We start from the raw sequence: 24,778 nt of genomic DNA on the forward strand, positions 1-24,778 counted from the left end.
ATAATGAAATTTTCGGAAATGCCATATACCAGGGTGGACATGCCGGCGGTGATGGAGCAGGGGAAAGCGATCATTGAAAAAGCGTCCCACGCAGAGAGCGGGGAAGAACAATTCGCGCTCCATCAGGAGTTTGGCAAGCTGATGGATCATGCAAGAACTCTGGTCACCATTGCCAGTATCCGGCGCGACGGTGATGTGACAAATGAATTTTACGAGGCGGAAAAGAATTACTACGATGAAAAGATGCCGGAGCTGAATGCTGTGGAAAATGAGTATCAGAAAATACTTTTCAAAACACCCTACCGTGCCTATATGGAAGAAAAGATCGGCCCGGTGGCATTCAAGTCCATGGAGCTGGCTATGAAAGCCTTTGATGAAAAGCTGATCCCTCTTATGCAGGAGGAAAACGCCCTTTCCACACGCTACACAAAGCTTCTCGCTTCTGCAAAAATAGACTGGGAGGGGGAAGAACTGAACCTTTCCCTGCTGAACAAATATAAGCGGGACCAGGACCGTGACATAAGAAAAAAAGCCTGGGACAAATACTCTGCTTTCTTTGAGGAGAATATGGAGGAGCTTGATGAGATTTATGATCTTATGGTAAAAAACCGCACAAAGCAGGCAAAAGCCCTTGGATTTGAAAACTATGTCGATATGGGCTACTGCCTGATGAACCGCAACTCCTATACAAAAGAGGATATCGAAAAGCTGAGAAAGCAGATCAAAGAGGTCTTTGTACCCTTTGCTTCGGAAATGCACGAAAACCGCAGGAAACGTCTGGGAATTCAGAGCCTTCGTTACTACGATGACGGCGTGTATTTCCCACAGGGAGATCCGGCACCTGTTGGTACACCGGAGGAGATCATGGCAGGCGGCCAGAAAATGTATACGGAGATGTCAAAGGAAACGGATGCCTTCTTCCGCATGATGACGGAAAACGAGCTGTTCGATGTGCTTGGACGTACCAATAAGTCGGGAGGCGGCTATATGACAGAGCTTGCGGATTATGGCGTTCCCTTTATTTTTGCAAACTTTAACGGCACAAGCGGCGATGTGGATGTGATCACCCATGAATGCGGACATGCCTTCCAGTACTATGTATCCGGCAGCGACCCCATCCCGGATCATAACCGTTACCTTACCATGGAGACAGCGGAGATCCATTCCATGTCCATGGAATTTTTTGCAGAGCCCTGGACAGAGCTTTTCTTTGGGGAAAGAGGGGACGATTACCGGAAAATGCACCTGGAGGATGCGGTTGCCTTTATCCCTTATGGAACCATGGTAGACGAATTCCAGCACATTGTATACGAAAATCCGGAGCTTACTCCAATGGAGCGCAGGGAAGCGTGGAACAGGCTGGAAAAGGAATACCGTCCACATATTGACGGAACCGGCTGCGGATTTTTGGAGGCAGGGGCATACTGGCACAGACAGAGACACATTTTTGAGATGCCCTTTTATTACATTGACTATGTGATGGCACAGCTTTGCGCTTTCCAGTATAAGATCAAGATGGAAAAGGATCACAGCAGCGCATGGGAAAGCTATCTGAGGCTGTGTAAGCTTTCTGCCAGCGATTTTTATCCCAACATGCTTGCCCAGGTGGGACTGAAGGTTCCTTTTGAGGAGAACTGCATAGCAGAGATCATAGGAAAATTAAAGGAAAAAATGGACTGATAAAAGCAGAAGCTTCTGAGACACCACTTGTTGTGGGCCAGACAAACTTCTCCGAGAAATTCAGCGGCATGTTCGCAGAGGCAGTTCCAGATCAGCAGATCGCAGATCTGGTTGGCGCTTATTTGTTTGACAATGATCGTTCAGGCGCTGTCATTTATAATGGTATTGAGGGTGAAGATAATGAATATAACGGCACCACTTATCATTACACAGGACTTTCCGACGTAACCGTAACACAGAATGAGGATACTACAGTATACAACTTCAAACTGCGTGAGGATGCAAAATTCTCTGACGGAGAGCCTGTTACGGCAGACGACCTGATCTTTACATTATATGTATATTCTGACACAGACTATGACGGAAACGGTACTCTGTACTCCACCAACATCAAAGGAATGCAGAACTACCGTCTGAACTCCACTGCAGCAGACAGTGTAAGCGAGGATGACATCGCGGCAGCTTTGGAGGAAATGCCGGAGGCACTTGGCGCACAGGTAAAGGATACTCTTATCGTGCCGCTTCTGGAGTCCGAGTATAGCTGGGCAGAAGAAGCCTGGGAAGACTATAAGGATTCCTTTGGCGTAAACAGCGGAGCAGAATTCTTCGCAGCTCTTTACAGCACAGATGATAATTACAGCGTAGAAGGCAAGGAAATGGATGCCATTGTCAGCGAGATCGCTGAGCAGTACGGCACAGACTATAAGACCCTTGCAGCAAACTACGGTGATGAAGCATTTTTTGATGAGGACGCAACTTCCCTGGCACAGGCTTATCTGGTAGAACAGAAAACCGAATCCGGCGAGGGCGAAGAGGTTGCAAACATCGAAGGTATCAAGAAGCTGGGCGACTATGAGGTAGAGGTTACCACAGACGGCTTCTCTGCTACCACGATCTATAATCTGGCTGTTATCGTAGAGCCGCTTCACTATTATGGCGATGAGTCCCTGTATGATTATGACAATAACCAGTTTGGATTTACCAGAGGAGATCTCTCCGCAGTACGTGATAAATCCAATCAGCCTATGGGCGCAGGCGCATATAAATTCGTGAAATATGAGAACAAGACCGTATACATGGAAGCCAATGAAAACTATTACAAAGGCGAGCCTAAGATCAAATACCTGCAGTGGCGTGAGACTACAGATGCGGATAAGATCGCGGGTGTAGAGCAGGGTACAATCGACCTGACAGATCCATCCGGAAGTAAGGACGCTTTTGACCAGATCAAAGGCATTAACGGAAACGATGAGCTTAACGGCGAAAAGATCATGACAAACGCAGTGGATAACCTTGGCTACGGCTATATTGGTATCTGCGCGGACAATGTAAAGGTTGGGGATGACGGAAGCTCCGATGAGTCTAAGGCTCTGAGAAAGGCTATCGCAACTGTACTTTCTGTATACCGTGATGTTTCCATTGATTCTTATTACGGAGATGCAGCATCTGTTATCAACTACCCGATCTCCAATACATCCTGGGCAGCACCTCAGAAATCTGATGCAGATTATCAGGTAGCTTTCTCTGTAGATAAAGACGGAAACCCGATTTACACAGATGAAATGACAGACGAAGAGAAATTTGATGCAGCTCTTCAGGCAGCTCTTGGCTACTTTGAGGCAGCAGGCTATACCGTAGAGGACGGCAAAGTTACAGCAGCTCCGGAAGGCGGAAAGCTCTCCTATGAGATCATCATCGGCGCTGACGGCCAGGGTAATCACCCAAGCTTTGCGATTCTGACCGATGCAAAGGCAGCTTTTGAGAAGATAGGTTTCACACTTGAAATCAACGATGTTACTGACGCAAATATTATGTGGGATGCTTTAAATGCCGGTACTGCAGAGCTTTGGGCAGCAGCATGGCAGGCAACCATCGATCCGGATATGTATCAGGTTTATCACAGCGACAGCGTAAAGAGCAACTACTATCATATCTATGATGACGCTCTGGATCAGGCTATCATTGACGCACGTTCTTCCGCAGACCAGGATTACAGAAAATCTGTTTACAAGCAGTGCCTGGACATCATCGTGGATTGGGCGGTAGAGATTCCGATCTATCAGAGACAGAACTGTATTATCTACAGTCCTGAGCGTATCAATGCAGATACCTTCACCAAGGATGTAACTACATTCTACAATTGGTACAAAGACATCGAACTGATGGAAATGAACTAAAGGTTCTGCACAGCGAAAAGAAATGAAATTTCTGTCCTATGACAGATTTGGCAGTGAGCCCACCGTTACAGTGGGCTCATTGCGTTACATTCTTTTGGCTGATACCGGAAAGGACAGATTTGAATGAAGAAATTTATAGTACGCCGTGTACTCCTGGGGGCAATGATCCTGTTTTTTGTTTCCCTGATCATTTATTCCATTGAGAGAGCGCTTCCTACCTCTTATGTGGAGGGGCGTGCCAGGGATATGTCCATGAAACAGGGCGCAAAGCCCTATGATGAGTTGGTAGCGGAGCTGAACGCCTCCTATGGTCTGGATAAGCCGGTAATAGAAGGGTACTTTATCTGGCTTGGAAAGGCTGTACGGGGACAGTTTGGGGAATCCTGGATTTTCCATCAGCCGGTTACCAAAAAGTTTGCAAGTGTGATCTGGTATTCCTTTGCCCTTGGGCTGGCCTCCTTCCTGTTGGAAATCCTGATCGCCATACCTTTGGGTATTTTGTCGGCAACAAAGCAGTACAGCAAAGTGGATTATGCGGTGACTGTGTTTGCACTCATCGGTATTTCACTGCCATCCTTCTTTTTTGCCACAATATTGAAATGGATCTTTTCCATTAATCTGAAATGGGTAGACCTGTACGGTATTGTAAGCCGAATGCACGAATCCTACGGTTCTGTGGGAAAAGTGCTGGATATGGCGCAGCATATGATTCTTCCGGTCATTACCCTTACCATTGTAAGTATCGGTTCCCTGATGCGTTATACCAGAACCAACATGCTTGAGGTACTGAATGCGGATTATATCCGTACTGCCAGGGCAAAGGGCGTGCCGGAGAAAAAGGTGGTGTATCACCACGCTTTCCGCAATACACTGATCCCGATCATCACCATTCTGGGCAGCACCCTTCCCAACCTGTTCGGAGGAGCCATGATCACGGAAACTCTCTTCCAGATTCCGGGAATTGGTTACACCTCTTATCAGGCGCTGACACAGGGAGATATTCCATTTACCATGATTTACATGGTATTTCTGGCATTTTTGACACTGACCGGCAACCTGATCGCGGATATTTTATACGCAGTGGTTGACCCGCGGGTAAGAGTAAATTAGGAGGAAAAGCATGAGTACAGATCCGACAAAAAATAAAGATGAGCATGTCAGTACCTCCCAGGCTCTGGATGATGAGCAGCGTGTCAAGGTTCTCTCTCCCGGAATGCTTGTTGCAAAGCGTTTTTTCCGCAATAAGCTGGCTATGGTGGGACTGGTCATTTTAGTGGCTATGTTTTTGTTCTCCTTTGTTGGAGGAATGGTAAGCCCCTACGGGGAAAGCCAGGTATTCCGGAAAAAGGAATATGTCTGGAAGGACTACGCAGGCGCTACCTATAATGACGCATATAAATTTACCACAAAAGACGGAACAGAATTTCCTGCTTCCGGACAGCAGCAGTTTATTCTTGCTGTGAATAAGGAGGCAGACGGCTTTGAGGCTTCCGGCGTATCCTATGCGCTGGAAAAGAAGGGTGAGGATTTTTATGAGATTTCTGCTGCAGAGCCTATCGCTACGGTTCTGACCCTGAAAGGTAAGTCCGATTATAAAGAGATTGGTGATGCAATCCTTACTGATGAAATAAAAGAAGGCTATGAGGAGGCTGTTAAGGCAGGAGAGACTGTCTTTGAGGCAGAGGGCATTACCTATTCCATCGGAAAACAGGGACGCCAGAATGTGATCTCTACTTCCCAGCCAGTGGCATTTGCTACAAAGCGGGTGTTCAGCAGTTCCTCCCAGGAGTCAGAGCTGGGTTATGGCTTCCAGGAGGCTGCACTTATGGCAGTTGAGGAAGGAGAAGATTCCTTTGAATATGAGGGCAGCTCTTATGAAGTGGAATTTCTGGAAGGAGAAAGCGCTGCTGAGATCATGAAGGACGGGGAAGTGTATGCAACCCTTTCCACTCTTTTGGTATCTCCGCAGACACCGGGCGTATTCCTTTCCCTTGATTTCAAGGAGGCTGTGGAGCAGGCCATTATAGATAAGACCGCCACCTTTACAGCAATAAACGGAGAAGGTGAGGAGGAAACTTATCAGCTCCAGACCAAGAATACACAGTACGTGGTTCGAAACCAAAAGGAAACGATGGTAAATAATACCTTTGAGTCTCCAGGTAAAAAGCATTGGGTGGGAACAGACGGAAACGGCATGGATGTGCTGACCCGCCTGATGTACGGAGGACGTATTTCCCTGATGATCGGCTTTGTAGTCATTATCATTGAGGTTATCATAGGTGTGATCCTGGGCGGCATTTCCGGCTATTTCGGCGGATGGGTGGACACCATCATCATGCGTGTGGTGGATGTAGTCATTTGTATCCCCGCTATGCCGCTGTATATCATCATCGGTTCGGTAATGGATTACTATAAGATCGATCCCCGTATCCGAATCTATGCGTTGTGTGTGATCCTGGGAATTATCGGATGGCCAAGCATCGCCAGAATGGTCCGCGGCCAGATTTTGTCCCTGCGTGAGCAGGAGTTTATGGTTGCCACAGAAGCTACGGGCGTGCGTATTTCCAGGCGTATTTTCCGGCACCTGATACCAAACGTGATTCCGCAGCTTATTGTAATCGCCACCATGGGACTTGGCGATGTTATCCTGATGGAAGCCACCTTGAGCTTTTTGGGAATCGGCGTAAAATTTCCATATGCTTCCTGGGGTAATATTGTGAATGCAGTAAATGACGTTTACGTGCTGACAAATTTCTGGTTTGTATGGATTCCTGCCGGATTTTTGATTCTGTTGACTGTTCTTGGATTTAACTTTGTGGGCGATGGCCTGAGAGATGCCTTTGACCCGAAGATGAAACGGTAGGTGAGAGTATGGCATTATTTGGAAAGAAAAACGCAAATTATATCTCTGCCAAAGAGACAAAGAAGATTTCCAGGGAAAACCGCAGAATTACCAATGAGATAGAAAAGAAGAGAAACCGTAAGAATATTCCGGAGTCGGAATATATTACAAAGATGAAGAATCCTGAAAACGTTGTGGAGTTTGATAATGTCCACACCTATTTCTTTACGGATATCGGAACTGTAAAGGCTGTGGATGGAGTAAGCTTTGAGGTGCCCCAGGGAAAGACCGTGGGTATCGTGGGAGAGTCCGGCTGCGGAAAATCTGTTACCAGCCTTTCTCTGATGCAGCTTGTGCAGCGCCCGCAGGGGCAGACGGTGGAAGGGGAGATCCGCTTTAACACAGGGGATAAGGTTTATAATATCGTAAATACGCCCACCAGCGAGATGCAGAAGCTTCGTGGAAATGATATTTCCATGATCTTCCAGGAGCCTATGACAGCGCTGAATCCTGTTTTCCGTATTGGGGATCAGGTGGATGAGATCACCATGCTCCACAATCCGGGTATGTCCAAGGAACAGGTAAGGGCAAGGACGATCGAGATGCTGAAGCTTGTAGGAATCGCCAACAGCGAGGGCGTTTACCGCATGTATCCCCACGAGCTGTCAGGCGGTATGCGCCAGCGTGTCTGTATTGCCATCGGACTGGCGTGCAATCTGAAGCTGATTATTGCGGACGAGCCGACCACAGCTCTGGATGTTACCATCCAGGCACAGATCCTGGATCTGATGAGAAACTTAAAGGATAAGATCAATTCGTCTATTATGCTGATCACCCATGACCTGGGCGTGATCGCGGAGATGGCGGATTATGTGGTGGTCATGTATGCAGGACGTGTGGTGGAAAAGGGTACGGCGCGGGAGATTTTTAAAAATCCCTCCCATCCTTATACCATCGGACTGATGCGTTCCAAGCCTGTTGTGGGAAAACAGGTGGATAAGCTTTACAGTATTCCGGGAAAGGTTCCCAATCCTATCGATATGCCGGATTACTGCTATTTCCGTGACCGCTGCGAGCTGAGCTGCGAAAAGTGCAACGGCAGTTATCCGGGTGTGGTCAAATTAAGCCCTACCCATGAGGTGAGCTGCTATCGCTATCAGGATCGTCCGGAAGCCGGCTGGCTGATGGATGTGCATCCGGGAGAGGAGGGAAAAGCCCATGAGTGAAAACAAAACCGTGCAGGCAGACAACATTCTGGAGGTATCCCACCTGAAAAAGTATTTTCCTATTAAGGGCGGAATGTTTGGAAGAGAGGTTGGCTCCGTAAAGGCTGTGGATGACGTTTCCTTTTCCATGAAACGGGGAACCACAATGGGGCTGGTGGGAGAGTCCGGCTGCGGAAAATCCACCACCGGGCGTACCATTTTAAGGCTGATCGAAAAGACGGAAGGCTCTGTAAAGTTTAACGGTCAGGAGGTCTTTGACCTGTCCCGGAAGGAAATGAGAAATCTGCGCACCAAGATGCAGATCATTTTCCAGGATCCTTATTCCTCCCTTTCACCCAGGCTTCCGGTTGGGGAGATCATCGGGGAAGCGGTGAGAGAGCATAAGCTTGTATCAAAGGCAGAATACGGAGATTATGTGGCGGGGATCATGGATGACTGCGGGCTGCAGTCCTATCACAAAGACCGCTATCCCCATGAGTTTTCCGGCGGCCAGAGACAGCGTATCTGTATTGCCAGGGCGCTGGCGTTAAATCCGGAATTTGTAGTCTGCGACGAACCGGTATCTGCGCTGGACGTATCCGTGCAGGCGCAGATCATCAACCTTTTAAAAGAACTGCAGGAAAAGAGAAAGCTGACCTATCTGTTTATCTCCCATGACCTGTCTGTGGTGGAGCATATTTCCGATACCATCGGCGTGATGTATCTGGGAGGGCTGGTGGAGACGGGGACCACGGCGGATATTTTCGCAAATCCCCTTCATCCCTACACGGAAGCGCTGTTTTCCGCCATTCCCATGCCGGATCCGGATCTGAAGAGAAACAGGATCATTCTGGAGGGAAGCATTCCGTCCCCGGCAAATCCGCCTAAGGGCTGTAAGTTCCATACCCGCTGCAGGAAATGTATGGAAATCTGCAAGACCCAGGTTCCGGAGGAAAAAGATATGGGAAATGGACATAAGGTTCGGTGCCATTTGTATGATTAAAAAGAAAAAAGAGGAGCTGCCGGACTATACGGTAGCCAATATGGATATTGAGGGAATGCCCTGGAATACCAGGGGACCCAGGCTGAGCGTTCCGGGAGACACCCCGGAGAAAGAGCCTCTCACAAAGGAAGAGACACGGGGGATGATATGGCTGGCACTTAAGGCGGCCCTTGCAGTAGGCACCGTATTTGCCATAGCTGCATTTTTGTTTATCCTGTTTTGCTTGTTTGTGTGGCTGAGATAGGGGAAGAGTATGGAAGAAAAAAAGCAGACGCAGGTTCCATTGTGGACGCGGGATTTTACGATCATCACCCTGGGAACGGTGGTTTCCATGATCGGCAGCGCTATCGCAGGTTTTGCTATCGGCCTTTTGGTGTTGGATTATACTGGGTCAACGTTTTTGTATGCGCTTTTTATGGTGATGTACAATATGCCAAAGGTGATAGCCCCTACGGTTGCAGGCCCATTTGTGGATAAATTTTCCAGAAGGAAGGCAATCTACACGCTGGATTTTATCAGCGCTGCTCTGTACGGGCTGTTTGCCTGGCTGCTCATTGCAGGATATTTCAATTATGGTTTTTTACTCGTGGGCTGCCTGATTCTGGGAAGCATTGACAGTATCTATCAGGTAGCATTTGAGAGCTTTTTCCCTATGCTTATAACGGAAGGAAACTACACAAAGGCGTATTCCATACAGAGTACGCTGGAAAGCTTGACCATGCTGATGATCCCTGTTTCTGCTTTTTTATATAACCTGATCGGGATAGCGCCGCTGTTTTTGATCAATATGGCCTCCTTTTTGATAGCTGCAATTATGGAAACGCAGATATCGAGGGTCAGGGAGTCCTATGCGAAAAAGGAAAACGAGGACTTTGGCATTGCGGAATACAGAAAGACGTTTCGTGAAGGGATTGACTACCTGAAAAATGAAAAAGGGCTGCGCACGATCACGGTTTATTTTACAGTGACCATGTTTGCAGCAGGCGCGGTTTCCACCATTGTACTTCCTTATTTTAAGATGAACTACCAAAACGGAGAGTACATATATATGCTGACCATGGGATGGACGACCATAGGTAGGCTGATTGGCGGCGGAATCCACTACAAGGTGAAATATCCCACAGATAAAAAATTCGTGATCGCCATAATTGTATATTTAAGTGTTTCCCTTATTGAAGGTACCATGCTGTATATGCCGCTTGTACTAATGGCGGTAGTATGTTTTGTGAATGGATTACTGGGAGCGACCTCTTATAATATCCGCATTTCCGCTACCCAAAGCTATGTGCCGGATGGGAAAAAGGGACGATTCAACGGCATCTTTCAGATGACAAATATGGCGGGTTTGTTTCTGGGCCAGCTTATTTCCGGCATACTGTGCGAGTTTGCCCCGCAAAGGGCTGTGCTGGGAGGCTTCATGGTTATAAATCTCCTGGCGGTCGGCGCGACGATGTACAGAAACCGAGAAGACGTGAAAAAAATTTATAACAGACAGGCATAAGGAATTTATGTTTCAATAAGGAGCCGTCGCATCCATGATTTTATCAAGTCTGATTAATCATTGATGCGACGGCTCCTTTTGGTTGAGCTCTGCCAAGGCACGCCTGCGGTGTCCGGGCAGGATTCTTTTATATTCGCCTTTCATTAAAGAAAACCGTGGGTCCTCAGATATGCGCTTTTTATATGGGAAATATCCGGATTTTTTATAGATTTCCTGTATTTCAGGGGTGTTTCCCCGTAATAAGTATAAAAAGCGCTAGAGAAAGCACGGGCATCCGAAAAGCCATTGTCCAGAGCAATGCGCAGGATTATCTGAGAGAAGACACCGAAACGTCTCTGCGGGAAACTGAAATTTTTCTGGATGAGCACAGTGCGGGAAAGAGGGTAAGACCGATCCTTGCGCCGCGTTTTGCACCTACCTGCAGTGAGGAACTGCTGAATGGGCTGGGGACTCTTGCCGGGAAGTATCACTGCGGTGTCCACACCCATCTTGTAGAATCACTGTGGGAATCCCAGGAGGCTTTAAGGCTTTTTCCGGGTTATGGTTCGGATGCGGAAATTTATGAACGGGCGGGGCTTATGGAGCATGGACCGTCTATATTTGCACATGTTATTTTTCCGGGGCAGGAGGACATGCGCATTTTGAAGAAGCATGACAGTGTGGCAGTTCATTGTCCTGATGCTACGACAAATATCATTGCAGGCATCATGCCGCTGGCGCGTATGAGTGATGAGGGAGTCCGGATCGCGGTGGGCTCCTTTGAGAAGGGGTATCTGTTTAACGCCCTTGTCATCGATGCCATGGAGGATCCGTGGATGGAGTTGTCGGCTGAGGAACGGATGGAGCGCTTCTGCTATATCGGAGACGACCGGAATATTAAAGCAAGATTTATAGAGGGCAGGGAAGTACATATTTCCTGAGAACCTCTGCCACTCCGTCCTCCTGGTTGGAGTGTTGGGTAATATAGTCAGCCTGGACTTTCACACCCTGGGGTGCATTTTCCATGGCAACGCCAAGGCCGGCATAGTTGATCATGGAAAGGTCGTTGAAGCCGTCTCCGATGGCGATCATTTCATCACGGGAAATGTGGTAAAGCTCCCCGATCTTTTCCATGGCAGAGGCTTTGGAAACCTTAGAATTGAAAAATTCCAGGTAAAATGGCTTGGAGGTACAAAATGTAACACTCTGGAAGGCAGATGGAGGGATTTCCTTTTCCATCTGCCCTATTTTTTCTACCTCATCATACCAAAGGATTTTGGTGATCCCCTGATCCAGCAGGGCGTCCTCATCCTGAATCAGAAGCGGCTCCACTCCGGTGGCTTTTTTGTACTCGTGGATCCGTTCGTTGAGCACATTCCCATAAAGCTGGTTCCCGGACCAGACACACATGGTGGTACCGTATTCCCTGCCGAGCTTCAGAATCCTTCTGGCATCCTCTCTCTCCAGATTCTGCTGGAAGATCACTTCCCTGGTATCCGACATGACGATCATGGCCCCGTTATATGTAATAACAGGAGCATTCAGCTCCATCAGCTCCCTGTACTTGGCAACGCCTTGGATCGGTCTGCCTGTACACACGGAAAAGATAAGCCCCTGGCTTACCGACTCCCGGATCGTTTTCATGGTAAGCGGAGTGATCTCGTCTGCGTCATTTAACAAGGTACCGTCCATATCCACGGCTACAAATTTGTATTTCATAGGTTCACCGTCTTTAGAATCGTCACTCGGCTTAGGTTGACCATATTGCATATAAATAGACTCTAATAGTGCCAAATCACAGCATCTTGATTTTACTTGCCTGTCATGACTTCTCAAGTCTGCATCATTTGTCAATACCAAATTTCTAAGGTTTTCTGCTGTCTTTTCTATAGCGATCGAATCTGCTTTTATCGCATTATATTGATTTTGCAATAACCGCCTATACTGTTGGTCCGGCTCATTTGCAATATCTTTCAACAGTAACGCACTATCTGGCACTGGAATCATATTGTTAAAATTGATAGCACCGTATTGTCCTTGATTAATTTTTCTAAAATCTTTGCTATTCTTCATCCGCTGATGTTTGGGTTTCGGAGAAATAAATGGTGCGTAGTACTTTATTTCTCCGACCTCAATAACAACCCCTATATATGACCGACTTTCATGCTTATTTTCTGCTACCTTACTATCATAACTCCGTAAAAATAGAATATAGTCATCCTTTATATTATAAAACTTCATAATTCTCCTATGTAAAAAATGTGGAGGTCGATTGCACGCCTCCACATTTTTCAGTTCCCACTTTATGGTAGGGACTCACCAGCTTTTTTCGGTTCTCACTTTGTGGCAGAGACTCACCGCTTTTTTCGGTTCCCACTCTATGGTAGGGACTCACCGCTTTTTGAGGTAAATCAAACTTCTGTCTGTTTCCTCATCTACATTATACGTAAAAGCTCCCAGAAAATCAACAAGTTCCAGATGATTTATTTTGGAATTTATTTTGGGATTTTTTGTAAACGTGCAACTTACTTGCAAGGAAAGCGGACTTGGATTATAATTTAGTATAGTTATAATTGCTGCAGGAAAACAGACGTGCTGACCGGCGAGGAGGGAAACGCAATGAATAGGGCGATACCCATTGGTGTAGATGATTTTAAGGATCTTATAACCAATGATTATTATTACGTAGATAAAACATTGTTAATAAAGGAACTCATCGACTTAAAAGGAAAAGCAATTCTGTTTACCAGACCACGCAGATTCGGGAAAACTCTCAATATGAGTATGATACGGTATTTTTTTGAGAATACAGGAAATGACGAAGAAAATGAAGCAAACAAAGGGCTTTTTCGTAATTTGCAAATCATGAATGACGATGAGATCTATACCAGCCAGATGGGGCAATTCCCGGTTGTTTTGCTGACCTTAAAATCTGCAAGGCAAGGAGATTTTGATACTGCTTATTATATGATACGAAATGAAATCAGTTCGGAATTTCAGCGTCACAGAGAAGTAATTGAGAAGGGAAAGCAGGCGCTTTCCCTGAGTGAGTGGGATAAATATGTGCGGCTTGCAGAGCAGCAGGCAGATTATAAGGAATATGCGAATGCGCTTCAGTTTTTAACCCAGTGTCTGTATAAGACAACAAAAAGAACTGTCATTTTGTTAATTGATGAATACGATGTTCCATTGGAAAATGCGTATTTTGCAGGCTTTTATGATAGAATGGTAGGATTTATCCGTTCACTGTTTGAGTCTGCGTTAAAAACAAATGAGTATCTGCATTTTGCTGTGATTACCGGGTGCCTGCGGATCTCAAAAGAGAGCATTTTTACCGGATTAAATCATCTAAATATGGTGTCCGTATTGGATAAAAACTATAGCACCTATTTTGGGTTTGTGGAAGACGAAGTAAAAAAGATGCTTACTGACTATGGGCATGAGGCTCGTTTTCCGGATTTGAAAAAATGGTATGATGGATATTGTTTTGGAGACCGGGAAATTTATAATCCATGGAGTGTTATCAAATTTCTTTCCGACTTGAATGCGGATAGGAACGCTTTTCCCAAGCCCTATTGGATTAACACAAGCTCCAATGAGATTGTGAGAGATATGATCTACCGGGCCGATAAGGAGACCAGAAATCAGATGGAAGAACTGATCAGCGGAGGAACGATTGAAATTCCTGTGCATGAAGAAATCACATACGGAGATCTGAAGGGGCAGGGAGAGAACCTTTGGAATTTCCTGTTTTTTACCGGATATCTGACAAAAGCAGGGGAAGAATTCCGGGATGATACCATCATTTTAAAAGGTAGAATCCCAAATATAGAGGTAAAAACCGTATATAAAAATACCATATTAAGTTGGTTCCAGGATAAGATTAAAAAAAGGGACTTTAAAGAATTATATCAGGCTTTGGAAGAAGGCGATGAGAGAAAAGCAGCACAGATCATAAGCGAGCAGTTACTGTCTGCAATCAGTTTTTATGATAGTGCGGAGAACTTTTATCATGGTTTTTTAGCAGGTATTTTGAACCAAAGCGAAAAGTATCTGGTAAAATCCAATCGGGAATCCGGAAACGGAAGGTCAGATATTATGGTGAAAAGTCCGAGCCTGCGGGGACGGGCATTTGTCCTGGAACTGAAAGTATCTGACAGTATGGACAGTATGGAAAAAGATGCAGGAGAGGCAGTGCAGCAGATATATGAAAAAGGGTACATGGAAGAGCTTCGAACAGAGGGGTACAGAAAAATCAGTTGCTACGGGGTGGCTTTCTACAGAAAGGACTGCGAAGTACGCTACGGAGGCGAGTACAAAAGTTAAAAAGAAAAATCGCGCTTTTATGATGCTGCGGCTTTAGGCCGCAGCACTTTGCTTTTAGTATAATCGAAACGTAAAAAGGAACTCTTTTATGGATTTGAGCTTTGGAAATTAAGCTTTAATTTTGGCAATTAAAGCCTCCTGCAGTACTTGTGAGAAATTAATTCCCTGTTCAAGGGCAGCTTTATTTAACCAGGCGGGTATAGTGAGCGTTTTTTTAACAGAGCGTTCAAAGTGCTCCTTTGCATATGCGGGTACGTCTACAGATACCATATTTACAAAGCCTTGCAATGAGTCTAGCTGAAGTTCCGTTGCAATTGTGTCCAGTGAAATATCCTTAATAGAGGAAGGCGCGGGGACATTTTCGTTATTTTTTTGGCAGGTATAAAGATAGCCTGCAAGACAGTCGACAGCCATACTGAGAGCATCTTCAATACTGTCACCACAAGTAGATAGCCAATTTAAATCTGGAAAAATAACAGAATATTTATTGTCTGCTTCTTTAAAAAAACATGCAGGATATATTGATAACATAATGAATCTCCTTTCAATGGCGGCAATATTATTTTAGTCCAGCCTGTTTTAAAATTGAGTTTTCTGTTCCTTTGGGAATTTCCTTACAATGGAACGGTATGGTGACTTTTCCAGGCTTGGCAGGATGTATGTAGTGGCGGTGCGAACCAGTCTGATTTTTAAATGTCCACCCAGCATCAAGAATGATTCGTTCCATTTCCAAGGGTTTCTTTGGCATTTTTATTTTCTCCTTTCATATTATCATAATACACGTTCTAATACAATACGTATAAAATTGATACTTGTAATATAGACATATATAACAATATATGTAAAAATACGGAAAAATATGCCAAAATAATAAAACAGGCCGTTTTATTTCAGTTTTCCTCATTCCAATTGAATCGATAAGGAAAATAGTCTATAATTAAAACCAAACCTATCATTAAAGGAGGGCAAACATGGCATATTTAGGAGAAGATATTAAGAAACTGGGGTTTGGTCTGATGCGGCTGCCTCAGAAGGATGATGTAATTGATGTGGAGCAGGTAAAGGAAATGGTGGACCTGTTCCTGGACGCAGGATTTACATATTTTGATACGGCATGGGCTTATGCGGGAAGTGAAGATGCTATCCGTCAGGCGCTGGTGGAGCGTTATCCGAGGGAGCGCTTCCTGCTTGCCACGAAGAATGCGGCATGGAGCAACTGCAAGACAAAAGAAGAGGCTATGGCACAGTTTGATACTTCCTTAAAACAGACAGGAGCCGGATACTTTGATTTTTATCTGCTGCACAATCTGGGAGAGGGACGGACACACTTTTTCGATGACTTTGATCTGTGGAACTGGGTACAGGAGAAAAAGCAGGCAGGTCTTGTAAAGCATGTGGGCTTTTCTTTCCACTCCACACCAGGGGAACTGGATGCCATCCTGACGGCACATCCCGAGATGGAATTTGTTCAGCTTCAGATCAACTATGCAGACTGGGAAAACCCTGCAATCCAGTCCCGCGCCTGCTACGAAGTGGCGAGAAAGCACGGCAAACCGGTCATTATCATGGAACCGGTGAAGGGCGGTATGCTGGCAACACCGCCGGAGTCTGTCGAAAAAATCTTAAAGGCAGCGGAACCGGATTCCTCCGCAGCATCCTGGGGCATTCGTTTTGCAGCTGGCCTGGAGGGTGTCATTACCGTGCTGTCCGGTATGAGCAATGTGGAGCAGATGAAAGATAATCTTTCCTATATGAAGGATTTCCAGGGCCTGACAGAGGAGGAGAAAAGGACACTGAAAGAGGCGCAGGAAGAGCTTTCACGCATTCCTCTGGTTCCGTGTACCTCCTGCAACTACTGTGCAAAGGTCTGTCCAAAGAACATCGGCATTTCCGGTTCTTTTACCGCAATGAATTATCTGACCCTGTACGGCAATAAGGACGCAGCCCTTCATCAGGAAAACTGGCTGGTGGGAGGCCATGGCAAAAAATCTGCCGCCGAGTGTGTAAAATGTGGCAAATGCGAAGAGGTGTGCCCACAGCACATTGCCATTCGGGAAAATCTTGAAAAAGTAACAAAAGAGCTTCTTAATAAATAAGGAGCAGACAAAAGGGGCATTCTGCGGAAATGGCAGAATGCCCCTTTTATATAGCTTTTTCCTATTTCCAGATAAATAAGTCATCATTTAACTTTAATTCGCTGTAAAAAATGTTATGATATCACAAAATATCGTTGTATATTTTGCAGCATCATGCTATGCTATGATTGTATTACTCTATGGAGGTGTGCCTATGTACCGAGTCGCAATAGAAAAGCTTTATAAATGGAAAGGGAGCAAACGCCGCAAGCCGTTGATTATCCAGGGGGCAAGACAGGTTGGAAAGACTTGGCTGATGAAAGAATTCGGCAGTAAGGCGTATGCAGATATCGTATATATAAATTTTGATTCGAATTCCAGAATGGCGGAGTTATTTGCTTCAGATTTGAACACCGACCGCCTGATCATGGGAATTGAGCTTTATGCTGGCAGAAAAATTAATCCCGATAACACCCTTCTCATATTTGATGAGGTGCAGGAGGTGCCGAGAGCGCTTTCTTCTCTCAAATATTTCTATGAAAATGCGCCACAGTATCATATTGTCTGCGCCGGCTCATTACTGGGCATTGCTCTGCACGAGGGCACATCGTTTCCTGTGGGCAAGGTGGATTTTCTGAGCCTTTATCCTTTGTCCTTCAAGGAGTTTTTAATGGCTACCATAGGTGAGCGTTTTGCCGAGCTTCTTGACAAGCAGGATTATCCGATGATTACCTCTTTTAAGCAGACCTATATTGATGCGCTAAAGCAGTATTACTTTGTCGGAGGTATGCCGGAAGCAGTGCAAAGTTTTGCTGAAGAGAAGGATTTTAATGAGGTTCGGGAGATACAAAAGCGCATATTGGCAGCTTACGAACAGGATTTTTCAAAGCACGCTCCTATCGAAATCGTGCCGAAAATCCGTATGATATGGAACAGCATCCCATCTCAGCTTGCAAAAGAGAACAAAAAATTCGTCTACGGTCTTGTACGAGAGGGCGGACGGGCAAAAGAATATGAATCGGCAATTATGTGGCTTTGCGACTGCGGGCTGGTCCACAAGGTCAGTCGTGTAAATGCAGCGGGAATCCAGCTGAAAGCATATGAGGATTTAAAAGCCTTTAAGCTGTTTATTGTTGATGTAGGACTTCTCAGTTGTATGACCGGTCTGCGTCAGCGCACACTGTTGGATGGTAATGATCTATTCAATGAGTTCAAGGGCGCATTAACCGAACAGTATGTCTGCCAGCAACTCAAAACCATAGATGACTTAGGGGTTTACTATTACACCAATGACCGTGGTTCCTGTGAGGTGGATTTTATTATTGATACCGGCGAGCAAATCGTACCCGTGGAAGTCAAGGCGGAGGTCAATTTAAAAGCAAAGAGCCTTAAAACCTACCGTGAGAAATTCAATCCCGAAATTTCTGTTCGTACTTCGATGGCGGACTACAAAAAAGAAGCGTGGCTTGTGAATCTTCCGTTATATGCAGTGGAGGAAATTAGCAAATGTGATGAGTGGGAGGCGCAGAAGTAAACGAAACATTGGAAAAGGGCGAAAGCAACAAGTGTTTTCGCCCTCAAAAGAAAAGTCTATTTTTTACCTCCAAGCTTCCCCATGATCCAAACACAGAGCATGATCACAAGGATCGCAACAAAGATTCCGGCCATGCCTTTTCCCATGATCTCCAGTGCTGCCATTACATTTTCCATATTAATCATATCATCTCTCCTATCCTAAAAACTGTGTTACCAGATTGATCACAAGACCGCCTGCCACAACGGATGCAATCTGACCGGAAACATTGGCTCCGGCTGCGTGCATCAGGATCACGTTTGTGGGGTCCTCCTCCATCGCCATCTTCTGCACCACACGGGAGGACATGGGAAACGCGGAAATTCCGGCGCCGCCTACCATGGGGTTGATCTTTTTTTTCAAAAACAGGTTCATGAATTTTGCCAGCAGCACGCCGCCGATGGTATCCATTATAAAAGCGAAAAGTCCGATCACCATGATCATAACGGTTTCCACGGTTACGAACTGTTCCGCACGCATACTGAAGGAAATGGTGATGCCCAGAAGCAAGGTGATCAGGTTTGCCAGAATATTCTGCGCCGTATCGGACATGGTTCCCAGCACACCGCACTCACGGATCAGGTTTCCAAACATCAGAAATCCCACCAGCGCAACAGACTGGGGAGCCACCAGCCCAACTACCATGGTCACCACAATTGGAAATGCAATGCGCATGGTCTTGGAAACAGAGCCGGGATTATATTCCATGTGGATCCGGCGCTCTTTTTTTGTCGTTACCAGGCGAATTGCAAAAGGCTGGACGATGGGGACAAGAGCCATATAGGAGTACGCCGCTACTGCAATGGCGCCGATATATTTGGAATGCAGGATCTGGGATACCAGAATAGAGGTGGGTCCGTCTGCCGCGCCGATAATGCCGATAGAAGCGGCATCCTTTAAGTCAAAGCCCAGGATTGCCGCCAGCAGAATCGCCGCGAAGATTCCAAACTGTGCTCCCGCGCCAAACAGGAACATCAGGGGATTAGACAGCAGCGGTCCGAAGTCGATCATGGCACCGATTCCAATAAACAGAAGGATGGGCAATGCCTCAGATGCCTCGATTCCTGTTTCAAAAAGCCATTCAATGATGCCGTTGGCTTCAATGCCGCCCTGCAGAGTCTGGTTCAGAACGCCGGAGAAGGGCAGATTCACCAGAATTGCGCCAAAGCCCATGGGCAAAAGCAGGGACGGCTCATAGCCCTTCTTGATCGCCAGCCAGATGAGAATGATGCCAACCGCATACATCACGAGCTGCTGCCAGGTCAGCGCACAGACTCCTTCAATTAAAAATTCCATTTTCAATCCTCCAATCTTTTTTGATCATGGGGAAACGCTGGAGTAAAATAAAAAAGACTTTTATTGCAGTATTTACGTAATGTATACGAAAAATATTGCAATAAAAGTCTTGCTATTTCAATTTCCGGCGGACCGCCAGGAACCACATTCCCGGTCAATCGTTCTGACGCCTGAAAATCCATATTCCTGGCACCTGCGCCTCCGTGCAGCTTCAGAAATAATGGCAGCTACTCCCTCTTACCGGAATGATTATAATTCTGGACCGCCGGGTTTGTCAAGAAAATATTCCGGACTATTATGATTCCAGAATCTTAACACCCCATCCAGGGAGAAGCAGCGGCGTATCCGAAGAAACAATATCGCCGGAAAGTAGCTCCGTTCCTGCAGGATGGTCGGTGAGCGTGTGCTCCTGATAAGAGAAATTCAGATAATAAGTAATGGTATGCCCGTCCTGATTTATTCCCTTTTTTACGATGATAGGGAATTGATATGGCAGACATTCGATTCCCCACTCCTGGAAAAGCCAGGAGAGCAGAGCTTTTAAGCCATTGCTTTCAAAACAGCATCCCAGATAAACAGCCTGCCCTATGCCATAATGATTTCTGGTAACTGCGGGGATATTGCCCCATGCAGGATGCACGTATGAGCAGAGAACCTCCGCACCGTCTGTTTCCAGAAACTCCATCCAGTCTGTCACCTGACAGCCTTCCGGGAGGGCAATCACATCGGAAGCCAGCGTTACATCCACAGGCTTGGTAAAGCGGTCATAATGGATGCCAAGGCATTCCGTCAGATCGTGAGGCTGTGCATCTGCATAAATCTTCAGTTCCGGATTGGCAAAGCAGCTTTTGAAGGTGGTGATGAGCTTGCCGCCGTCCTTTACAAAATCACGTACTGCAGCGATCAAAGCCTCATCCGCTGCATAAAGCACGGGAAGGATCAGTACATCATATTGGTCAAAGTCTCGTTCTGTATCCGAAATAATGTCATATTCTATGTTCAGCATATAGCAGGCATCGCAGAGCCAACGCAGGTAATCGCTGTAGTTGTGATCCGGCTGAGCGCCCTGCTGTGCGGTTGGAAACCATTTCAATCCGGTCTGGGAACGATTGCTGACCATGATCGCAACCTTGTTTTCTTTTTTTAAGTGCAGCAATTTAGAGGAGAGCCGCTGAAAATCCTTACCGATGGTGGCTGCCTCCTGATAGACTGCACCCTCAGAAAAGTCGTGGCTGAGAACACCCTTCCAGTAGCTCTCGATAGCATTGTGGATGCTGTGCCAATGCCAGTAGCTTACTCCGTCAGCACCGGATGCAAGATGGGCAAAAGCCTGCAGTCGGAGCTGGTTTGGATAAGGGAGCCAGCCAAAGTTTCCCTGTGCTTCTGTCTCAAGGACCAGATAGTTATTCTTTTTCAGTCCATATGCCAAAGCGCCGCCAAAAGCGATCTCTGCGCCAGTGAGGGCGTGTTCAGAAGGATGGTAAATATCGCATCCGGCAATGGTCAGAGCCTGCGCAGCATCAAATTGGTCAACCTCCGGCTGTAAGCCAAAGGAGTAAAGCCTCCATTCTAAATCAAAATTGTGGGTCACGAACTGCTCTGGTCTCCGGTACTCATCCAAAATGCTTCTCTGCCAGGAGAGAAACTTCGTAACCAGGTTTCTCTGAAAAGCTTCGTATGCCCCGCCGAAGCTGGCATTGATGGTGCCGCGCACATCGGGAAGGTCGTCCCAGTCTGCAATGCTGTTGGACCAATAGGCAAGGCCCATTCTGTCATTGAGGGCTTCCGTAGTTTCATACTCTTTTATGAGCTGATCCTTAAACAATTTCTGAGCATATTCGGAACAGGTGTCATAAGATTTTGTTTCATTGTCAAGCTGAAAGCCGATCACACAATCATAACCCTGAAGCTGCTCTAAAAGCTTCCGGATGATCCGTTCTGCGTGAAAAAGATACCCGGGATGGGTAATATCAAAATTCTGTCTCGCTCCGTACCGGCAGCGCCCGGAATGAGTGTCGGAGAGAATGTCCGGGTATTTCCGGGAAAGCCATGCGGGAATGGCGTAGGTGGGCGTTCCGATGATCACGGAAAGGCCATGTTTTTCAGCTGCTTTGAGTACACGATGAAGATATGTAAAATCAAATTCGCCGTCCCTTGGTTCCCAGGTACTCCAGGTGGATTCGGCAATCCGGATCGTGTTAAAGCCAGCCCTGGTCATCATACGGAAGTCCTCTTCCATACGATCCAGGGGAAGATATTCATAATAATATGCAGTGCCGTAGATAAGCCGGTCAGTCATAAAAGCCTCCTGTTAATAATAGCAATGTGTGCATAATGAAATAGTTGCAAAAAACGCTTGCCAGTTTTGATATGTTTTGTTATCCTTAAATATTAGAAAGATTGAAGAGAATAATCGGTTGCGCAGCTACATTTTAGCATGCCAAATAGTGGATTTCAATAGTTTGCACGAAGTGCAGGGGGAAAACTATGAAAACAGAAGAGAAGGTATACACGATCAGCGATGTTGCCGATGAGCTTGGGGTCAGTAAGACGACCGTATCCAGGGCAATTTCAGGCAAAGGGCGCATCAGCAGCCAGACGCGTGAAAGGGTGCTTGAGTTTATAAAGGTTCACGATTACCAGCCTAATGTGCTGGCAAAAGGGCTCGCTCAAAGCAAGACCTTCAATCTGGCGCTTGTTTTGCCCATGGATTTTGCAGGAAGTGAGATTTCATTCTTTCAGGAATGTATGCACGGCATTTGCGAAATGGCGGCCGCCTATAATTACGACGTGGTGATCGTCATGACGGAGAGCGAAGATTTAACGCAGGTTCGGCGGGTCATTGCAAACCGGAAGGTGGACGGCATTATTTTGAGTCGGTCTGTGACTGATTCTTCCATTCAGAGGTTTCTTCGGGAAAAAAAGATGCCTTTTGTTGTGATCGGATATGTGGAACATTCAGGTATTCACTGGGTGGATAACCGCAATCAGGAGGCAAGCAAAGAGCTTACGGGGATCATGCTTATGAAAGGAATGCACCGGCTTGCACTGCTTGAGGGAAATTCGGGATTCCGCGTAACGGAAAGCCGCCGGGCGGGATTTCTGGAGGCACATAAGGAGCTGGGGACTCCAGCGGATGAGTCCTTGATCTTTTCTGAGGTGGACAGCTATCTGAAGGCCATGAAAGCCGTGGAGCAGGTCTTGGAAGCGGAAGCAGACGGAATCGTGTGTATGGATGATTATATTACAAACATGGTGCTGGGGTGCCTGAGGGAAAAGAGAATTGCGGTGCCATCTCAGATAAAACTTGCCAGTCTTTATGACAGCCAGCAGCTTGAGAAAAACACGCCGCCAGTGACAAGCCTGCATTTTGACACAAGAGCTTTGGGGAAAAATGCGTGTCTGGATCTGATGGCGCAGTTAGGAGAAAAAATTGACCAGGAAAAATTCCCGATGAATTACCAGGTGATTCTTCGGGAGTCCACGAAATAGTGATATATAGAAGAAAGGGAGACATATGGGATAAAAACCGTATGTCTTTTTTATGTGTACGCTGGAGCGCACGCTTTTTCTGTTGAATGAGAGTCAGGATGCACGCTTATGAAATAATTGCGCAAATAAAGCGCAACTAAGTTGCGCAATATAACATTCAATATGTTTAAATTCACTAAAAAAACCGGATAAATTTCGGGATAATGCTATAATTGACTTTACGATGATATAGGATGTATACTTTAATTACGAGCAATCGGTTGCGCAACGCGCAAAAACTACATACTACAAGGAGGTAGAATATGAAAATCACAAAGAAAGTGTTAGCACCTGTAATGGCTGTAGCAATGGTTGCATCTTCAGCCGTATGCGTAAGTGCAGAGGACGAGGCAATCGCTCTGACTCTCTGGGGTGCAGAAGAGGATCAGGATCTGCTGAAAGAGCTGGTTGGCAAATTTGAGGAGACTTATTCCGACTTCACATTTGACATCGAGATCGGTGTAGAATCCGAATCCACTGCTAAGGATACCATTCTTACAGACGTGGAAGCTGCAGCAGATGTTTACGCATTCGCAAGCGACCAGATTTATGATCTGGTAAACGCAGGTGCACTTGCAAACCTGGATGAGTACGACGAAGCATTCCAGGCAGTAGCAGGAAAATCCATCGCAGACGTAAAAGCGGCAAACAGCGAATCTTCCGTAGCAGCAGCTACAGTAAACGACAGCTTTTACGCATTCCCGATGGCTGGTGATAACAGCTATTTCCTGTTCTATGATTCTTCCGTAGTTTCCCCGGAAGACGCACAGAGCTGGGATACTCTTCTTGCAGCAGCAGAAGCAGGCGGAAAGAAAGTGGGCATGACCTTATCATCCGGCTGGTATAATGCAGGCTTCTTCTATGGTGCAGGATTCACCACAGACCTGAACGAAGACGGAACAACTGTTATGGATTGGAACGGTACAAGCGCATCCGGCATCACTGGTGTTGATGTTGTAAAATCTATGCTGAATATCGCTGGAAATTCTGCATTCCAGGCAGTAGCAGACGGTGACCTTTCCAACCAGATCGCAGCAGGCGGTCTTTGCGCAGTTGTTTCCGGTACATGGGATGCAAGTGCAGCACAGGACGCTTTCGGCGACGGATATTCCGCAACAAAGCTTCCGACCTTTACTGTAAACGACGAGCAGGTTCAGATGGGTTCCGCATTCGGTTACAAGTTTGTTGGTGTAAACGCATATGCTGAGAACATTGGATGGGCAGCAGTTCTTGCTGAGTTCCTGACAAATGAGGACGCACAGGTTGCACGTTTTGACGCACGTCAGATCGGACCGACCAACCTGGTTGCAGTAGAGTCTGATGCAGTAAAAGCAAACCTTGCGATCACAGCAGTTATCGAGCAGTCCGAATTCGGCGTGATCCAGAAGGTTGGCGGCAAGTACTGGGATCCGGCACAGACCTTCGGCGAGAATATCGCACAGGGCAAGATCCCGGCAGATGACGATGCAGCTATTCAGGAAGCACTGGATACTCTGGTAGAAGGTGTAACCGCACCGGTAGAATAATCTGGTATTTTGTACGGTATAAACTGAATTTTATGTAACTGACCATAAAACAGGCTCATATGCG

Annotated in this window: 20 protein-coding genes and 1 pseudogene; 14 read left to right on the plus strand and 7 right to left on the minus strand. The window is 46.3% G+C overall.

From position 1 onward, the window contains the following. Window positions 1-3 precede the first annotated feature (3 nt). The 9 genes from ACESZH_RS12200 to ACESZH_RS12240 all read left to right on the plus strand — a co-directional run bounded on the left by ACESZH_RS12200 (window position 4) and on the right by ACESZH_RS12240 (window position 11,328). Window positions 4-1,680, plus strand: a complete 1,677-nt coding sequence (locus tag ACESZH_RS12200; protein ID WP_373216448.1) for a M3 family oligoendopeptidase — start codon at window positions 4-6, stop codon at window positions 1,678-1,680. 32 nt (window positions 1,681-1,712) lie between these two features. Beyond that, window positions 1,713-3,857, plus strand: a complete 2,145-nt coding sequence (locus tag ACESZH_RS12205) for an ABC transporter substrate-binding protein (RefSeq protein WP_373216450.1) — start codon at window positions 1,713-1,715, stop codon at window positions 3,855-3,857. Window positions 3,858-3,980: 123 nt separating this feature from the next. Then, a complete protein-coding gene (locus ACESZH_RS12210) occupies window positions 3,981-4,967 on the plus strand; it encodes an ABC transporter permease (RefSeq protein ID WP_373216452.1) in 987 nt (328 codons plus the stop codon). 10 nt (window positions 4,968-4,977) lie between these two features. Then, a complete protein-coding gene (locus tag ACESZH_RS12215; protein ID WP_373216454.1) occupies window positions 4,978-6,720 on the plus strand; it encodes an ABC transporter permease in 1,743 nt (580 codons plus the stop codon). 152 nt (window positions 6,721-6,872) lie between these two features. After that, the gene (locus ACESZH_RS12220) at window positions 6,873-7,925 is read left to right on the plus strand and encodes an ABC transporter ATP-binding protein (protein WP_373216578.1); all 1,053 of its coding nucleotides are present in this window, start codon (window positions 6,873-6,875) and stop codon (window positions 7,923-7,925) included. Further along, window positions 7,918-8,907 (plus strand): ABC transporter ATP-binding protein, encoded by a 990-nt coding sequence (locus ACESZH_RS12225; RefSeq protein WP_373216456.1) that lies wholly within the window; start codon window positions 7,918-7,920, stop codon window positions 8,905-8,907. Before ACESZH_RS12220 ends, ACESZH_RS12225 begins: the two co-directional genes overlap by 8 nt. Continuing rightward, a complete protein-coding gene (locus tag ACESZH_RS12230; RefSeq protein WP_373216457.1) occupies window positions 8,900-9,151 on the plus strand; it encodes a hypothetical protein in 252 nt (83 codons plus the stop codon). Before ACESZH_RS12225 ends, ACESZH_RS12230 begins: the two co-directional genes overlap by 8 nt. A gap of 9 nt (window positions 9,152-9,160) precedes the next feature. Beyond that, a complete protein-coding gene (locus ACESZH_RS12235; RefSeq protein WP_373216459.1) occupies window positions 9,161-10,408 on the plus strand; it encodes an MFS transporter in 1,248 nt (415 codons plus the stop codon). A 182-nt stretch (window positions 10,409-10,590) separates the two neighbouring features. Beyond that, on the plus strand, window positions 10,591-11,328 hold the full coding sequence (locus ACESZH_RS12240; RefSeq protein ID WP_373216461.1) for an amidohydrolase family protein: 738 nt from the start codon (window positions 10,591-10,593) through the stop codon (window positions 11,326-11,328). On the opposite strand, the gene ACESZH_RS12245 is transcribed toward ACESZH_RS12240, so the two are convergent. Both ACESZH_RS12245 and ACESZH_RS12250 read right to left on the minus strand, forming a co-directional pair. After that, a complete protein-coding gene (locus ACESZH_RS12245) occupies window positions 11,297-12,106 on the minus strand; it encodes a Cof-type HAD-IIB family hydrolase (protein WP_373216580.1) in 810 nt (269 codons plus the stop codon). The genes ACESZH_RS12240 and ACESZH_RS12245 overlap by 32 nt on opposite strands. A 54-nt stretch (window positions 12,107-12,160) precedes the next feature. Beyond that, window positions 12,161-12,628: pseudogene (locus ACESZH_RS12250) on the minus strand (type III toxin-antitoxin system ToxN/AbiQ family toxin); the annotation flags it as partial. Window positions 12,629-13,006: 378 nt separating this feature from the next. On the opposite strand from ACESZH_RS12250, the gene ACESZH_RS12255 reads away from it, so the two are divergent. Further along, window positions 13,007-14,713 (plus strand): AAA family ATPase, encoded by a 1,707-nt coding sequence (locus tag ACESZH_RS12255; RefSeq protein ID WP_373216463.1) that lies wholly within the window; start codon window positions 13,007-13,009, stop codon window positions 14,711-14,713. Window positions 14,714-14,821: 108 nt separating this feature from the next. Here ACESZH_RS12255 and ACESZH_RS12260 read toward each other — a convergent pair whose 3' ends face one another. Together ACESZH_RS12260 and ACESZH_RS12265 are read right to left on the minus strand one after the other, a co-directional pair. Continuing rightward, window positions 14,822-15,244, minus strand: coding sequence for a type II toxin-antitoxin system HicB family antitoxin (locus ACESZH_RS12260; protein WP_373216465.1), 423 nt, complete (start codon window positions 15,242-15,244; stop codon window positions 14,822-14,824). Window positions 15,245-15,272: 28 nt separating this feature from the next. Continuing rightward, window positions 15,273-15,461, minus strand: coding sequence for a type II toxin-antitoxin system HicA family toxin (locus tag ACESZH_RS12265; protein WP_373216467.1), 189 nt, complete (start codon window positions 15,459-15,461; stop codon window positions 15,273-15,275). A 223-nt stretch (window positions 15,462-15,684) separates the two neighbouring features. Between ACESZH_RS12265 and ACESZH_RS12270 the strand changes: the two genes are divergently transcribed. Together ACESZH_RS12270 and ACESZH_RS12275 are read left to right on the plus strand one after the other, a co-directional pair. Beyond that, a complete protein-coding gene (locus tag ACESZH_RS12270) occupies window positions 15,685-16,809 on the plus strand; it encodes an aldo/keto reductase (RefSeq protein ID WP_373216469.1) in 1,125 nt (374 codons plus the stop codon). Between the two features lie 193 nt (window positions 16,810-17,002). Then, entirely contained in the window at window positions 17,003-18,322 is a 1,320-nt protein-coding gene (locus tag ACESZH_RS12275; protein ID WP_373216471.1) for an ATP-binding protein, read from the plus strand. 56 nt (window positions 18,323-18,378) lie between these two features. On the opposite strand, the gene ACESZH_RS12280 is transcribed toward ACESZH_RS12275, so the two are convergent. The 3 genes from ACESZH_RS12280 to ACESZH_RS12290 form a co-directional block, all read right to left on the minus strand. Continuing rightward, window positions 18,379-18,507, minus strand: a complete 129-nt coding sequence (locus ACESZH_RS12280; protein ID WP_373216473.1) for a hypothetical protein — start codon at window positions 18,505-18,507, stop codon at window positions 18,379-18,381. Window positions 18,508-18,517: 10 nt separating this feature from the next. Further along, window positions 18,518-19,657: a sodium ion-translocating decarboxylase subunit beta gene (locus ACESZH_RS12285; RefSeq protein ID WP_373216475.1), complete on the minus strand. Its 1,140-nt coding sequence runs from the start codon at window positions 19,655-19,657 to the stop codon at window positions 18,518-18,520. A 295-nt stretch (window positions 19,658-19,952) separates the two neighbouring features. Then, window positions 19,953-21,956: a beta-galactosidase gene (locus ACESZH_RS12290; protein ID WP_373216477.1), complete on the minus strand. Its 2,004-nt coding sequence runs from the start codon at window positions 21,954-21,956 to the stop codon at window positions 19,953-19,955. 188 nt (window positions 21,957-22,144) lie between these two features. On the opposite strand from ACESZH_RS12290, the gene ACESZH_RS12295 reads away from it, so the two are divergent. Together ACESZH_RS12295 and ACESZH_RS12300 are read left to right on the plus strand one after the other, a co-directional pair. After that, window positions 22,145-23,149 (plus strand): LacI family DNA-binding transcriptional regulator, encoded by a 1,005-nt coding sequence (locus ACESZH_RS12295; RefSeq protein WP_373216479.1) that lies wholly within the window; start codon window positions 22,145-22,147, stop codon window positions 23,147-23,149. 302 nt (window positions 23,150-23,451) lie between these two features. Further along, on the plus strand, window positions 23,452-24,714 hold the full coding sequence (locus ACESZH_RS12300; RefSeq protein WP_373216481.1) for an extracellular solute-binding protein: 1,263 nt from the start codon (window positions 23,452-23,454) through the stop codon (window positions 24,712-24,714). Window positions 24,715-24,778: the final 64 nt, after the last annotated feature.

The sequence above is a fragment of the Ruminococcus sp. 5_1_39BFAA genome, assembly GCF_964240875.1.
Classification (GTDB): domain Bacteria; phylum Bacillota; class Clostridia; order Lachnospirales; family Lachnospiraceae; genus Blautia_A.